This is a genomic window from Pseudarthrobacter sp. TAF60_1, from assembly GCF_052113505.1.
In the GTDB taxonomy this organism is placed as follows: Bacteria; Actinomycetota; Actinomycetes; order Actinomycetales; family Micrococcaceae; genus Arthrobacter.
In genome coordinates this window covers 32,773-46,455 of the sequence record NZ_JBFRDI010000004.1, presented here as the reverse complement: position 1 = coordinate 46,455, position 13,683 = coordinate 32,773, and the positions used below count along the sequence as shown (strand labels likewise).

Here is a 13,683-nt window from a genome sequence, read left to right as displayed (position 1 = left end):
ACCGTCACGCGTCCGGAGAGGAGCGTCACAGTCAGCCCGCGGCGGCGTCCTCGCCGTCGGCGGCCGGGTCCTTGCCGTCCGGGCCGGCGGTCTCGGCGCCGGCAAGCCGGAGTTTGACGACGGCTGCGTATTCGTCCACATACTCCTGGCCGGAGAGCCGCATCAGCTCGAACATGATCTCGTCAGTGACTTTGCGCTGCACCAGCCGGTCATCGGCCTGGGCCGCGTACTGGCTGAAATCCAGCGGCGCCCCGAAAATCATGCCGATGCGCCGTATATTCGGCATGCGTTTGCCGATGGGCTGGACTTTGTCGGTCCCGATCATGGCTACCGGGATGACCGGCACGCCGGCCTGCAGCGCGAGCCTTGCCACGCCCACTTTGCCGCGGTACAGGCGCGCATCGGGGCTCCGGGTCCCTTCGGGGTAGATGCCCAGCAGGCCCCCGCTGGTGAGGACATCCATGCCGGCATTCAGCGAGACCGCAGATGCTGCCCCGCCGGACCTATCCATGGGCAGCTGGTTGGTGAGCCTGAAGAACATTGCCGTCAGCCTGCCTTTTAGACCAGTGCCCGTGAAGTACTCGGACTTTGCAAGGAAGACCACGGGCCTGGGAACCATCAGGGGCATGAATATGGAGTCGGAGAACGAAAGGTGGTTCGAAGCGATGATGGCTGCGCCCTCTGCCGGAACGTTGTCCAGGCCCTTGACCCAGGGGCGGAAAAGAAGCCTCAGCACCGGCCCCAGGAAGATCCTTTTCATGACCCAATAAAACACGTCTCGAACCTCTCCGGAAGCCTGCCGGCCAGCCCGCCGTTGGGTCAGGCCAGCACTTCAATGCAACCCTACTCTAGTGAGATTTGTCGCGAAGAGTGACACGATGGAGTCATGACAGAAAGCAGCACACCGCCCCGGCCTGCCGCTTTCAGCTACCCCGGCCACGGACCCAACGCCAGGACCGGGATCGCCATCTGCCACGGCTTTACCGGCAGCCCGCTCAGCGTCATGCCATGGGCTGAAGAACTTGCCGCCCAGGGGTTTGCCGTGTCGGTTCCCCTTCTTCCGGGCCATGGGACTGACTGGAGGCAGCTTGCACGCTCCAACTGGCGGGAATGGTACCGAACCTTCGAAGCTGCCTACCAGGAACTGAACGCCCGCACCGACCAATGTTTTGTGGCGGGCTTGTCCATGGGCGGCGCCATCGCACTGCTGACGGCCGCGCTGCATCCTGTGGCAGGCGTTTCGGTGGTGAACCCGGGGCTTAGCTTCTACGACCGTCGCGTCCGCGTCATCGGGGTGCTCAAGTATTTTCAGCGGACCACGGTGCCCATCCAGGAGGAAGAGCCGACGGCGGCAGTAACCGACGACGGCGACTACTCGCGCACACCGTTGGCAGCTGTGCATGAGCTGAAGAAGCTTTTCGGCGCAACCATCCGCGGGTTGTACAAGGTCAACGCCCCCGTGCAGGTGTTCAAGTCACGGACCGACGCCGTGGTGCCGCCCACCTCGCTTGCGACGCTTCGACGCCGGCTGGGACCGCGGCTGGTTGAGGTGGTTGATCTTCACAACAGCGGCCACGTAGCCACGCTCGACCTTGACGCTGCGGAGATTTTCAGCCGTTCCATCCAGTTCTTCCTCGACCATTCGGCAAACGACGGTCGCCGTTCCGCCGGCTCTACCGAGCCGGCACGCAGTGCAAACGCCGCCCAACCCACCTCGGAGACTTCATGACCGGCTTTCCGGACCACAGCCCCTTCAGCAGCCCGGCCGCCGGTGACGGAACCCGGGTCGGGGTAGTCCTCTCGCACGGGTTCACGGGAAGCCCGCACGGGCTCCGCACGTGGGCCCAGTCACTCGCCGACGCCGGCTTCGCCGTTCGCATGCCGCTGTTGCCGGGGCATGGCACCAGCTGGCAGGAGCTGGCACGGACCCGGTGGACGCAGTGGCATTCCGCGCTTGACGACGCATTCCTCGAGCTGGACGAGAAGTGCGACCATGTCTTCGCCGCCGGGCTGAGCATGGGCGGTGCGCTGGCACTGAGGATCGCCGCCACCAGACCCGTCTCGGGCGTGATTTTGGTAAACCCCGGGCTGGTCATAGATGATCCCCGTGCCCCGCTGGCCGGCATCCTGAAGCTTGTGCTGAAGAGCACTCCGGCGATCGCCAACGACATCCTCAAACCCGGTATGGATGAGGGGGCATACCCACGCACGCCGGTGGCCGCGGCCCATGAACTGAACAAAATGTTCAAGGACACCATCCGGCTGCTCCCCCGCGTCACCGCCCCTGTCCGGGTGTTCCGATCAACTGTGGACCATGTGGTCTCAGACTCGAGCATCGTGGCCCTGCGCCGCGGCCTGGTCAACGCTCCCCTGACGTTGACCACCCTGGAGAACAGCTACCACGTGGCAACCCTGGATAACGACGCCCAGGAAATCTTCAAGGGGTCCGTGAACTTCATCCATGCTGTGCTGGCCGAGGCTGCAGCAGCCGAGCTCAAGGAGGGCACTGCCCATGACCAGGCCTGACTCCGGCTCTCCGGACCAGAGTGCAAACCAGGACGACGCGGTCTGGCTCGATCTTGTTGCCCGGCTGGAGGGCACAGCCTCTGAGGACAGCAGCGCGGCCAACGGGAGCACTGCGGAGGACAGCACTGCGGAGGACAGCACGGCGCCGAACGTTCCGGGCAATCCGGCCAATCCGGAGGCCAACGGCACAGACACCCCGGGCCCCGGCCCTTCCCTGGCCACCGCCGACACGCCGGAAAGGCCGGCAACCTTCCGCGACTTTGATCCACTGGGCCTGGCCGGTCAGGCTCCCACCGAGTTGTCCGCAGCCGAACGCTCGGCCGCAGCCCGAACCGGCAGCGCCGGTCAGTCACGATCCGCCGAGGATACCGGCGCCGCGCAGGATGGCCACGCCAACCAGGGCGGCCTGGACGGCCCACGGGACTATGCGGTGGAGGACGACGGCGGCGAGTTTGTTCCGGAGGAACCCCCCAGCCTTTCCGGTACGGACCCGCTGACCATGCTTGCGTGGCTTGGCGCGGTGGGTGGCCCAATGGCCCTGCTCCTGTCCGCGATGTTCTGGCGGTCCGCGCCGTTGCTGGCGATAGTGGGAATGGTGTCAGTCTTCATCATGGCCGTGGTCTATCTGGTCATGAAGCTGCCCCAGGAAAAAGACGACAACGACGACGGCGCCCGCGTCTGAGCAGTGACTCAGCGGCGCATGCGGCCGCTCACTCGCGACAGATCCGCTGCTCCGATGAGCCCTGCATTGGGTCCCAGCGCTGCCAGTTCAATGCCAGCGGCGGGACGGAACCCGCGGCCCGTCAGATTCCTCGCGAACGCTTTGCGGGCCGGTTCCACCAGCAGGTCCCCCGCTGAACATAGCCCGCCGCCGATCACAAAGAGTCCCGGATCCAGCGCTGCGGCGAGATTTGCCAGTCCCAGGCCCAGCCACTCTCCCACTTCGTCGAGCAGCTCTCGGCAGGCTGCGTCGCCGGCCAGGGCAAGGTCGGTAACTATCGCACCGGTGATCCGGTCCGGTTTTCCTCCCACCGCGCCCAGCAGTTCCTGGGCCACCGGCGAATTTGCCGAGGCCAGGATCCTGGCTTCGCGCCCCAGCGCATTGCCCGAGGCATATTGTTCCCAACAGCCCCGGTTGCCGCACTCACAACGGTGTCCGCCCGGCATGATGATTTGGTGGCCAAATTCACCGGCCACACCAAACCGGCCCCGCTCCACCCGGCCGTCCATCACCATGGCGCCACCGATGCCGGTGCCGAGCGTGATGCACACGAGCCTGCTCTCCCCCTGTCCCGCACCGAAGCGCCATTCCGCCCACGCCGCAGCATCGGCGTCGTTCGTCAATAGGACGGGCCGGCGCAACAAGCGCTGCAGGTTGGCCCGCAAAGGCTCGTTGCGCCAGGCCAGGTGCGGGCTAAAAAGTACTGTGCCGCCGTCGAGATCCATCCAACCGGCCGCCCCGATACCCACTGACCGGACCCTGTGACCTGCACCCAACTCGTCCACGAGCTCCACGATGACCTGCTCCACGGCCCGCGGGTCGCTGCCTGGCGTGGATCGCCGCGCCTCGCAAAGGATCCGGCCCTCGCCGTCCACTACGCCGGCGGCCACTTTGGTGCCACCGATATCGATGCCAATCGCCAGCCCCGTTCGCCCGAGCCGCGGGCTCGCGCGGAACTTCTCCCCGCGCCAGGTCTGTCTGCGGCCAAGGCGGGGTCCCTGACGCCAGGGCACCGGCCGGCTGGTCGGACTGGCCTGCTCAGGGAGGGACGCTGCGTACATAGTGACTCATTCTAGGTGCGCCGCCGGGTTGGGGTCCGGTAGGCCTGCCACGTATCTTCTCCGCACCCTTTGACTCCTATGTTACTGGCCAGTAGGTTTATGACTGCACGACCATGTTGCAGGCGTATTAGTCTTTAGGGACACCCTGCGCGGGTCCACGGATATCAAAGGAGCTATAGTGCGCGAATTCAGTGTTCCGCCACTGGTTGTTGTCCCACCGGAAACCAACATCACCGATCTGGTGCTGCGGCAGGCCGCCAAGCCCAGCAACCCGGCACTGTTCTCCCGGCTCAACTCCGCAGGCGCCTGGCAGGACGTCTCGGCAAAGGACTTCCTCGCAGACGTCTCCGCGCTTGCCAAAGGTCTCATCGCAAGTGGTGTGGCCGCCGGCGACCGGGTAGGAATCATGTCCCGCACGCGCTATGAATGGGCGCTCGTCGACTTCGCTATTTGGTTTGCCGGGGCAGTCTCGGTGCCGATCTACGAAACGTCCTCGCCGTCGCAGGTCGCCTGGAACCTCGGTGACTCGGGCGCCGTTGCCGCATTCGGCGAGTCCTCCCACCACGAGGACGTCATCCGCCAGGCCGCCATTTCCGAGGGTCTCACTGCGCTGCAGCACGTCTGGCAACTCGAAGGCGCCGGGCTGGACGCGGTTCGCGAAGCGGGCCGGGATGTCAGCGACGCCGACCTCGAGGAACGCCGGACGTCCGCCAAACTTAGCGACGTAGCCACCATCATCTACACCTCAGGAACCACCGGCCGGCCCAAGGGCTGCGAGCTCACCCACGGAAACTTCGTTGAGCTCTCCGACAACACGCTGGCAATCCTTGGCGGCGTCGTCAACGAGCAAGCCAAAACCATCATGTTCCTGCCGCTGGCCCACGTTTTCGCGCGCTTCATCTCGGTCCTCGCCGTTGCTGCCGGTGCCACCGTGGCTCACACTCCCGACATCAAGAATCTTCTCGCTGACCTGCAGAGCTATCAGCCCACGTTTATCCTGGCTGTCCCCCGCGTGTTCGAGAAGGTCTACAACTCGGCGCTGACCAAAGCCGAGGACGGCGGCAAGGGCGCCATCTTCCACAAGGCCGCCGAAACAGCCATCGCGTTCTCCAAAGCCCGCCAGGCAGGACACGTGGGCTTGGGGCTGAAACTCAAGCACGCCCTGTTCGACAAATTAGTGTACGGAAAGCTGCGTGCTGCCATGGGCGGGAATGTTGCCCATGCAGTGTCCGGCGGCGGCCCGCTCGGCGAACGGCTGGGCCATTTCTTCCAGGGCATCGGTCTGCAGATCCTGGAGGGTTACGGCCTGACGGAGACCACCGCTCCCATTTCGGTGAACACTCCGGCCCTTATCAAGATCGGCTCGGTCGGCAAGCCCCTGCCGGGCAACTCCGTCAAAATTGCCGACGACGGCGAAATCCTCGCCAAAGGCGTTTGCGTCATGCGCGGCTACTACCAGCGCGACGACCTGATGGCCGACACCTTCAGCGACGGCTGGTTCCGGACGGGCGATATCGGAAAGCTGGACGAGAGCGGCTTCCTCTGGATTACCGGCCGGAAAAAGGAAATCATCGTCACTGCCGGCGGCAAAAACGTCATCCCGGCCCTTCTGGAGGATCAGATCCGCGCTGATGCTCTGGTCTCGCAGGTCCTGGTTGTCGGTGACAACAGGCCGTTCATCGGCGCCCTGGTCACCCTCGACCAGGAAGCACTCCCCGGCTGGCTGCAGCGCCACGGGCTGCCGGAATCCACCACCCTCGAGGAGGCAGTGGAGAATCCTGTGGTCAAAGCGGCCGTGCAGGACCTCATCACGCAGGCCAACAGCTCGGTGTCCCAGGCCGAGGCCATCAAATCCTTCCGGATTGTCGCGTCCGACTTCACGGAGGCGTCCGGCCACCTGACCCCGTCCATGAAAGTGAAGCGGGCCCAGGTGATGAAGGACTTCGAAACAGTCATCGAGGAAATGTACGCCGCGAAGCGCACCTCCAACGTCTAATACAACGAACGCGGGGTCACTCCCCGCCCGATAAACCGAGTTTATTGGGTGGGAAGTGACCCCGCGTTGCGTTTGATTGGTGTTTACTCCACGACCAGGAGGAGGTCACCGCCCTGGACCTGCTCCACCGCTGAAATGGCGAGGCGCGAGACCTTGCCGCCCACCGGCGTCGTGATGGATGCTTCCATCTTCATCGCTTCGATGGTGGCCACGGTGTCGCCTGCCGTAACCGTATCGCCGGCCTTGACAGTTACCGTGACAGCGCCTGCGAACGGTGCCGCAACGTGGCCCTGCTGGGCCGGATCTGCCTTTTCGGCAGCCTTGACGTTGCTGACCACGGAACGGTCACGGACGACGACGGGGCGTGACTGCCCGTTGAGCGTACACATCACCGTTCGCATGCCCTTTTCGTCGGGCTCCGAGACGGCCTCCAGCGAGGCAATCAGCCGGACACCCTTCTCGAGCTGGATCTCGTGCTCGGCGCCACGCTGCAGACCGTACAGGTAATCGCGGGTGTCGAGCACCGAGATGTTGCCGTAGGTCTCCACACTCTTGAGGTAATCCTTGGTGGGACCGTCGAAGAGAAGCCGGTTCAGCGTAGTCTGCCGCGTCTTGGAATCTCCCTTGAGCGCGGCACTGTCCTCAGCGCTGAGCTCAACGTCGCGGACCTTGATGCTGCGGCCCTGTAGTGCCTTGGTGCGGAACGGTTCCGGCCAGCCTCCGGGCGGGTCACCGAGTTCGCCGGACAGGAACCCGATGACCGAGTCAGGGATGTCGTAGTTTTGCGGGTTCTCATTGAAGTCGGCGGGATCTGCGTTGAGTCCCACCAGGTGCAGCGCAAGATCGCCCACAACCTTCGACGACGGCGTGACCTTCACCAGGCGGCCCAGGATACGGTCAGCCGCGGTGTACATGTCCTCGATAGCTTCGAAGCGCTCCCCCAGTCCCAGCGCCATGGCCTGCTGGCGCAGGTTGGACAGCTGGCCACCCGGGATCTCGTGCTTGTAGACCCGGCCGGTGGGGCCCGGCAGGCCCGATTCGAACGGTGCGTAGACGCGGCGCACGGCCTCCCAGTAAGGCTCCAGTGAGCTGACCGCATCCAGGTCCAGGCCGGTGTCCCGCGGGGTGTGGGCCAGTGCCGCCACGAGAGCGGAAGCCGAGACCTGGCTGGTGGTGCCGGCCAAGGAGGCCGACGCGACGTCCACGGCATCCACGCCGGCGTCAACCGCCGCCATCAGGGTTGCCAGCTGGCCGCCTGCGGTGTCGTGGGTGTGGAGGTGGACGGGAAGGTCGAAACGCTCGCGCAGGGCGGCCACCAGCTTGGCAGCCGCTGCCGGCCGGAGCAGGCCGGCCATGTCCTTGATTGCCAGGATGTGGGCGCCGGCGTCGACGATCCGCTGCGCGAGTTCCAGGTAGTAATCCAGGGTGTAGAGCTTCTCGTCCGGGTTCAGCAGGTCGCCGGTGTAGCACAGGGCCACCTCGGCCACTGCAGTTCCGGTGGCCCGGACCACACGGATAGCGGGCGCCATCTGGTTCACGTCATTAAGCGCGTCAAAGATGCGGAAAATGTCGATGCCGGTGGCGGCGGCCTCGTTGACAAAAGCCTCGGTCACCTCTTCCGGGTACGGCGTATAGCCAACCGTGTTCCGGCCGCGCAGCAGCATCTGCAGGCAGACGTTGGGCAGCGCCTTCCGGAGGGCCGCCAGGCGGTCCCAGGGGTCCTCGCCCAGGAAGCGCAGCGCTACGTCGTAGGTGGCACCGCCCCAGGCTTCAACGGACAGGAGTTCCGGCAGCAACGCTGTGACGGACGGGCCTGCCGCCACGAGGTCGCGGGTCCGTACCCGGGTAGCCAGCAGCGACTGGTGGGCGTCGCGGAACGTGGTGTCGGTGACCGCGACGGCCGTCTGCTCCCGGAGCGCCTTCGCGAATCCTTCCGGGCCGAGCTCCTGGAGACGCTGGCGGGAACCGGGCACCGGCCGCAGGTCGCCCACGGCAGGCAGCTTTGCGGCCGGATCCGAGTGCACGGTGAGCTCGCCGTTGGGCTTGTTGACTGTCACTTCGGCCAGCCAGGTGAGCAGCTTGGTTCCGCGGTCAGCTGAGACCCGGGCCTTCAGGAGCTGCGGACGCTCGTCGATGAAGTTGGTGGCCACATTTCCGGCAATGAAGTCAGGATCGTCCAGCACGGCCTGCAGGAACGAGATGTTGGTGGATACACCGCGGATACGGAACTCGGCGAGGGCACGCCGGGCACGGGCAACAGCTGTCGGGTAATCGCGGCCACGGCAGCTCAGTTTCACCAGCATGGAGTCGAAGTGGGGGCTGATCTCGGCACCCGAGTAAACGGTGCCTCCGTCGAGCCTTACACCGGCGCCGCCGGCGGAGCGGTAACCGGTGATCTTACCGACGTCGGGACGGAACCCGTTGGCGGGGTCCTCGGTGGTGATGCGGCACTGCAGCGCGGCACCGCGGAGCTTTACCGTCTCCTGGGACAGGCCGAGGTCCGCCAGGGTCTCGCCGGACGCGATCCGCAGCTGCGCCTGCACCAGGTCAACGTCGGTCACTTCCTCAGTGACGGTGTGTTCCACCTGGATGCGGGGGTTCATTTCAATGAATACGTGCTGGCCCGCGCGTTCGCCGACTGTATCCACCAGGAACTCAACTGTTCCGGCGTTGACGTAGTTCAGGGCCTTGGCGAACTTCACGGCGTCGCGGTACAGCGCCTGGCGGATCCCTTCGTCCAGGTTGGGCGCGGGCGCGATCTCAATAACCTTCTGGTGACGGCGCTGGATGGAGCAGTCACGCTCGAACAGGTGCATGACGTTCCCCTCGGCGTCCGCCAGGATCTGCACCTCGATGTGGCGGGGGCGGAGGACTGCCTGCTCCAGGAACATCGTGGGATCGCCGAATGCCGCATCCGCCTCACGCATGGCCGCCTGAAGGGCTTCCGGGAGGGCTTCACGTGTGTCCACGCGGCGCATGCCGCGCCCGCCGCCGCCGGCCACTGCCTTGGCGAAGATGGGGAAGCCTATCTCGTCGGCAGCCGCGATCAGTTCATCCAGGTCCTTGGACGGTTCGCTCGACTTCAGGACCGGAACGCCCGCGTCACGTGCAGCCTTCAGAGCCGCCACCTTGTTGCCGGCCAGTTCCAGCACCTCGGCCGGCGGTCCGACAAAGGTGATGCCCGCCTCCTTGGCGGCGCGGGCCAGGTCGGGGTTCTCCGAGAGGAATCCGTACCCGGGGTAGATAGCGTCTGCCCCTGACTCCTTGGCCACCCGCACAACCTCCGCAACATCCAGGTAGGCCCGGACGGGGTGGCCTTCCTCGCCGATCAGATACGCCTCGTCGGCCTTCTGGCGGTGGATCGAGTTGCGGTCCTCGTTGGGAAAGACAGCAACGGTCTTGGCGCCCAGCTCGTAGCTGGCGCGGAAGGCCCTGATCGCGATTTCGCCGCGGTTGGCCACCAGAATCTTGGAAAACATACTTCTCCTGCATCATCGCGGGTGTATCGGTAGGTGGTGACAGTGTCTAAGACCTGTGCCGACAAACACAAATCATTGTGGCCACAGTCACACAAACTTCCGTCATGTCCCGCGTGAATCGACGGACGCCCGCAGAAGCGGTCCGCTCAGCAGACGGTAAAGCCATGCCGGTCTCCCTTAAAGCGGAATTCGCCGGCATAGCCACATATGATGAGTACGGCGGCAGGGGCTGCCCGGCTTCGGCACTGCCGGAGCAAACAGTACCCCCAACACGGCATCCGGCGTTAGGTTTTGGTCTCACAAGTGCAAGTAGTCAGCATCAGCAGCCTCAAGGGCGGAGTCGGCAAGACTTCCGTCACCACAGGATTGGCGTCTGCGGCGCTTGCCGCAGGGATTCCCACACTGGTGGTGGATCTGGATCCCCATGCAGACGCGACCACGGCCCTCGGCGTCCAGCCCGGCGACCAACTGGACATCGGCAGGATGCTCAAGAGCCCGCGCCGCGCCAAGCTGGCGGAGAACGTAGCGGGCAGTTCCTGGACCGCACGGGCCAATTCGAACGGCTCCGGGCCGGCCATACTGGACGTCGCTGTGGGCTCCGCGTACACCGGCATCTACGACCGGCCGGACCTTGGCCGCCGCGACCTCCGCCGGCTGTCGTCAGTCCTCGCCGGCGCCGATCGTTATGACCTGGTCCTCATCGACTGCCCGCCGTCCCTGAACGGACTGACCCGGATGGCCTGGTCCGCGAGCGACAAGGTAGCGCTCGTGGCCGAGCCTGGGCTCTTTTCCGTGGCCGGCACGGAACGGACCATGCGCGCCATCCAGCTCTTCAAGCAGGAATTCGCCCCCAACCTCTCCCCCGCCGGCATTGTCGCAAACCGCGTCCGCACCGGCTCGTCCGAACACACCTACCGGCTCGCCGAGATGGAATCGATGTTCGGCGACCTGCTGTTGAGCCCGCGGATTCCCGAGCAGGCGAACTGGCAGCAGATCCAGGGCGCCGCCCACCCTGTGCACCACTGGCCCGGAGAATCGGCCAAAACTTCGGCCGCACTGTTCGATGCCTTGCTGGCCAACCTTCTCGCGGCAGGCAGCGGATTGCGCAACCGGACCCAGCGCTGATCCTCCGGGGATGGTCCTCGACACGGAAGAGGCCACCCCCGCCTGAGTAATTCAGGCGGGGGTGGCCTCTTTTTCTGTCGTATGTCAGCTGATTTTACGTGCAGCGCGCCGTTTGCTCAGTTCGTCGTCGGGAAAGGACTGCACTGCCGCGTGTTCGCTCGGCAGGGAAGCCAGGCTGCCCTCGACTTCTCGCCAGACGCGGCCCACAGCGATGCCGAAGACGCCCTGGCCGCCCTGGACAAGGTCTATTACTTCATCGGCGGAGGTGCATTCATATACGCTGGCGCCGTCGCTCATGAGGGTGATCTGGGCCAGATCCTCCACCCCGCGTTCGCGCAGGTGTTCCACGGCTGAGCGGATCTGCTGAAGGGAGACGCCGGTATCCAGCAGGCGCTTAACCACCTTGAGTACCAGGATGTCCCGGAAACCATACAACCGCTGCGAACCGGAGCCGGCAGCACCGCGGACGGCGGGTTCAACCAGGCCGGTACGCGCCCAGTAGTCCAGCTGGCGGTAGGTGATGCCCGCGGCTTTGCAGGCCGTCGGGCCGCGGTAGCCTGCGTCTTCGTCAAGGACAGGGAGGTCTTCGGTAAACAGGAGGCCCTGGGCACCGCTTGCGGGCACAGCCACACCAGCCGTCGTCGTGGGCTGCTTCAGTCCGCCTGCTTCGCCTTTGGGACTCACCTGGATCCTCCTTCGTATAAGCTCCCGGGGACCACTGCATCAGCCAGTCCACGCATGAAGTCCATCCGTGTAATTCGCGGGGGTCGTACTTTTACAGTGTGACTTGCGCGGCTGCTGTAAGCAATGGGAGCCTGATACCTTCGACGTTAGGCCCGCGCGGGCCGCAGGTCAAAGACCTCGGCCGGATCGCAAAGGCGTGTCGGAACTTTCAGCCTCAACTTTAACCTTAATGAGACCTTAACCGTCGAAATCCTCAGGTTCCACGTCGTCCAGGAACTCGCGGAACCGCCGCAGTTCCCGCTCCTCGTCCACGGTGGGGCCGGGCTCGGCGTCCTCGCCCTCATCGTGTTCGGTGATGCGGACCCCGGCCTCGTCCATCACGGAGTCAGCGCACCAGATGCGGCACTTGGCCCGCAGTGCGATGGCCAGTGCATCCGAAGCCCGGGAACTGACAGTGGTGCCGTTCTCGAACTGGAGTTGACCGTAGAAGATATTGTCCTCGACAGCAACGATGTTCACGCTGACCACTGAATGCCCGAGGGACTCCACAACGTCCACCAAAAGGTCATGGGTCATGGGCCGCGGCGGGACTACCCCCTGCTGGGCGAGGGCGATGGCACTGGCTTCGGGCGTTCCAATCCAAATGGGCACGTGGCGCTCACCGTGCATCTCGCGCAGGAGGACCAGTGGCTGGTTGGAGGGCAGTTCGATGCGAACGCCTACGATCTCGACTTCGATCATCAGATGTCCATACGGGAGATGCGGTCCTGCACCAGGGCCCGGTGCAGGATCAGGCAAAGGTCGGAAATTTCGCGGGCTGCTTCGGCGGCCCGCGCCTGGGAAGCGGAATCGCGCCGGGACGCCAACGGGGCAACCGCCCGCTCCACGAGCCCAAATTCGCGTTCCGCGGCGGCCTGGAACGGACGCAGGTGGCGCGGCTCCAGCCCGTGGCCCTCCAACTGCACACACGCCCTGGCCACTTGGAGCGCATGCTCATCAAATTTGCCGTTGCTGTGGCTGATGAGCCCAAAGCTCAACAGCGACTGGAGCAGCGGGACGCTCGCGCCCGACTCGGCCCGCAGTTGCTCCTCGCTGAATTTCCGTCCCCGGTTTTGGAGCTCCGCTGCCAGTTCGTCGGAGACGATCCGGGGCGAAACCACGACGCCGGGCGGCAGGTTTTCGGGGCGTTCGCCCCTGTCGATCGCATCAAGGTAGTCCTTGATGACCTTGAGGGGAAGGTACTGGTCGCGTTGCAGCGCCAACACAAAGCGGAGGCGCTCCACATCGCTCTCCGCGTACTGCCGGTAACCGGCCGGGGTCCGGCGCGGATTGATCAGTCCCTTTTCCTCAAGGAACCTGATTTTCGACGCGCTCATACCGGGAAAGTCGGCGCTGAGTTGGGCGAGGACTTCCCCGATGTTCAGGACTTGGGGTCCCCGGCGTTCCGGTTGGGCCATTGCCACAGGCAAATGTCCCTGAATCAGGCGCGGCCTGCAGCGCGGGCAGGGCTCAGGTAGAAGGTGAGGCGGAACTTGCCGATCTGGACTTCGTTCCCGGATTTGAGCTCAACACTGTCCACACGGTCGTGATTGACGTACGTTCCGTTGAGGCTGCCCGTGTCCACGACTTCGAAGCTACGGGGAGTGCGTCGGAACTCCACGTGGCGCCGCGAAACGGTGACGTCATCGAGGAAGATGTCGGCGTCCGGGTGCCGGCCGGCCGTGGTGGTGTCGGAGTCCAGCAGGAAGCGGGCTCCGGCATTCGGTCCGCTATGGGCAACCAGGAGCGCCGACCCCGCAGGCAGAGCCTCAACGGACAACCGTTCCTCGGTGGACAGCCTGGGGGCGATGATGGGCTCATCGGCGACGGGGGTGAGATGGATCGAGGTGGTCTCCGAAGCCCTGGCCGCACCCGTGCCGTAATCGCCTTCGGCATGGTCCTTCTTGTGGCCAACCATGGCTTCCTCCTCTTTCGCTGCAGCTCACACGACTGCATTCAACATTTCCTGCGGGTTACACCGCGCGGTTCGGACGCGGGCCCGCATCCGGCCATTGACGTGCGACGACGCCCACTGGCCGGACCGGAATATCC

Annotated in this window: 12 protein-coding genes; 5 read left to right on the top strand and 7 right to left on the bottom strand. The window is 64.9% G+C overall.

The window, feature by feature from the left end:
• Positions 1-31 precede the first annotated feature (31 nt).
• Positions 32-775: a lysophospholipid acyltransferase family protein gene (locus AB4Y73_RS06090; protein ID WP_441869939.1), complete on the bottom strand. Its 744-nt coding sequence runs from the start codon at positions 773-775 to the stop codon at positions 32-34.
• 111 nt (positions 776-886) lie between these two features.
• On the opposite strand from AB4Y73_RS06090, the gene AB4Y73_RS06085 reads away from it, so the two are divergent.
• From AB4Y73_RS06085 to AB4Y73_RS06075, 3 genes are read left to right on the top strand one after another with little or no spacing between them, the layout of a single operon-like run.
• A complete protein-coding gene (locus AB4Y73_RS06085) occupies positions 887-1,729 on the top strand; it encodes an alpha/beta hydrolase (RefSeq protein WP_441869937.1) in 843 nt (280 codons plus the stop codon).
• Entirely contained in the window at positions 1,726-2,526 is an 801-nt protein-coding gene (locus tag AB4Y73_RS06080; RefSeq protein ID WP_441869935.1) for an alpha/beta hydrolase, read from the top strand. The genes AB4Y73_RS06085 and AB4Y73_RS06080 overlap by 4 nt, the downstream gene beginning before the upstream one ends.
• Positions 2,513-3,208, top strand: a complete 696-nt coding sequence (locus AB4Y73_RS06075; RefSeq protein ID WP_441869933.1) for a hypothetical protein — start codon at positions 2,513-2,515, stop codon at positions 3,206-3,208. The genes AB4Y73_RS06080 and AB4Y73_RS06075 overlap by 14 nt, the downstream gene beginning before the upstream one ends.
• Before the next feature lie 8 nt (positions 3,209-3,216).
• On the opposite strand, the gene AB4Y73_RS06070 is transcribed toward AB4Y73_RS06075, so the two are convergent.
• A complete protein-coding gene (locus AB4Y73_RS06070; protein ID WP_441869931.1) occupies positions 3,217-4,308 on the bottom strand; it encodes an ROK family glucokinase in 1,092 nt (363 codons plus the stop codon).
• 178 nt (positions 4,309-4,486) lie between these two features.
• Between AB4Y73_RS06070 and AB4Y73_RS06065 the strand changes: the two genes are divergently transcribed.
• On the top strand, positions 4,487-6,304 hold the full coding sequence (locus AB4Y73_RS06065; RefSeq protein ID WP_441869929.1) for an AMP-dependent synthetase/ligase: 1,818 nt from the start codon (positions 4,487-4,489) through the stop codon (positions 6,302-6,304).
• A gap of 83 nt (positions 6,305-6,387) precedes the next feature.
• Here the strand turns inward: AB4Y73_RS06065 and AB4Y73_RS06060 are convergent, their stop codons facing one another.
• Positions 6,388-9,783: a pyruvate carboxylase gene (locus AB4Y73_RS06060; RefSeq protein WP_441869927.1), complete on the bottom strand. Its 3,396-nt coding sequence runs from the start codon at positions 9,781-9,783 to the stop codon at positions 6,388-6,390.
• A gap of 303 nt (positions 9,784-10,086) precedes the next feature.
• Between AB4Y73_RS06060 and AB4Y73_RS06055 the strand changes: the two genes are divergently transcribed.
• Positions 10,087-10,908, top strand: a complete 822-nt coding sequence (locus AB4Y73_RS06055) for a ParA family protein (protein ID WP_441869925.1) — start codon at positions 10,087-10,089, stop codon at positions 10,906-10,908.
• A gap of 84 nt (positions 10,909-10,992) precedes the next feature.
• On the opposite strand, the gene AB4Y73_RS06050 is transcribed toward AB4Y73_RS06055, so the two are convergent.
• From AB4Y73_RS06050 to AB4Y73_RS06035, 4 genes are all read right to left on the bottom strand, one after another.
• The gene (locus tag AB4Y73_RS06050; RefSeq protein ID WP_441869923.1) at positions 10,993-11,592 is read right to left on the bottom strand and encodes a MerR family transcriptional regulator; all 600 of its coding nucleotides are present in this window, start codon (positions 11,590-11,592) and stop codon (positions 10,993-10,995) included.
• A 237-nt stretch (positions 11,593-11,829) separates the two neighbouring features.
• Positions 11,830-12,333: a bifunctional nuclease family protein gene (locus AB4Y73_RS06045; protein WP_190988956.1), complete on the bottom strand. Its 504-nt coding sequence runs from the start codon at positions 12,331-12,333 to the stop codon at positions 11,830-11,832.
• The gene (gene ftsR, locus AB4Y73_RS06040) at positions 12,333-13,049 is read right to left on the bottom strand and encodes a transcriptional regulator FtsR (protein ID WP_190988999.1); all 717 of its coding nucleotides are present in this window, start codon (positions 13,047-13,049) and stop codon (positions 12,333-12,335) included. Before ftsR ends, AB4Y73_RS06045 begins: the two co-directional genes overlap by 1 nt.
• A 23-nt stretch (positions 13,050-13,072) precedes the next feature.
• Entirely contained in the window at positions 13,073-13,549 is a 477-nt protein-coding gene (locus AB4Y73_RS06035; protein WP_441869920.1) for an FHA domain-containing protein, read from the bottom strand.
• Positions 13,550-13,683 lie beyond the last annotated feature (134 nt).

Excerpts from the sequence above, each read along its gene's own strand:
- AB4Y73_RS06080 (WP_441869935.1), top strand. The coding sequence starts at position 1,726 with ATGACCGGCTTTCCGGACCACAGCCCCTTCAGCAGCCCGGCCGCCGGT.
- AB4Y73_RS06045 (WP_190988956.1), bottom strand. The coding sequence starts at position 12,333 with ATGATCGAAGTCGAGATCGTAGGCGTTCGCATCGAACTGCCCTCCAAC.
- AB4Y73_RS06060 (WP_441869927.1), bottom strand. The coding sequence starts at position 9,783 with ATGTTTTCCAAGATTCTGGTGGCCAACCGCGGCGAAATCGCGATCAGG.
- AB4Y73_RS06075 (WP_441869933.1), top strand. The coding sequence starts at position 2,513 with ATGACCAGGCCTGACTCCGGCTCTCCGGACCAGAGTGCAAACCAGGAC.
- AB4Y73_RS06085 (WP_441869937.1), top strand. The coding sequence starts at position 887 with ATGACAGAAAGCAGCACACCGCCCCGGCCTGCCGCTTTCAGCTACCCC.
- AB4Y73_RS06035 (WP_441869920.1), bottom strand. The coding sequence starts at position 13,549 with ATGGTTGGCCACAAGAAGGACCATGCCGAAGGCGATTACGGCACGGGT.
- ftsR (WP_190988999.1), bottom strand. The coding sequence starts at position 13,049 with ATGGCCCAACCGGAACGCCGGGGACCCCAAGTCCTGAACATCGGGGAA.
- AB4Y73_RS06070 (WP_441869931.1), bottom strand. The coding sequence starts at position 4,308 with ATGTACGCAGCGTCCCTCCCTGAGCAGGCCAGTCCGACCAGCCGGCCG.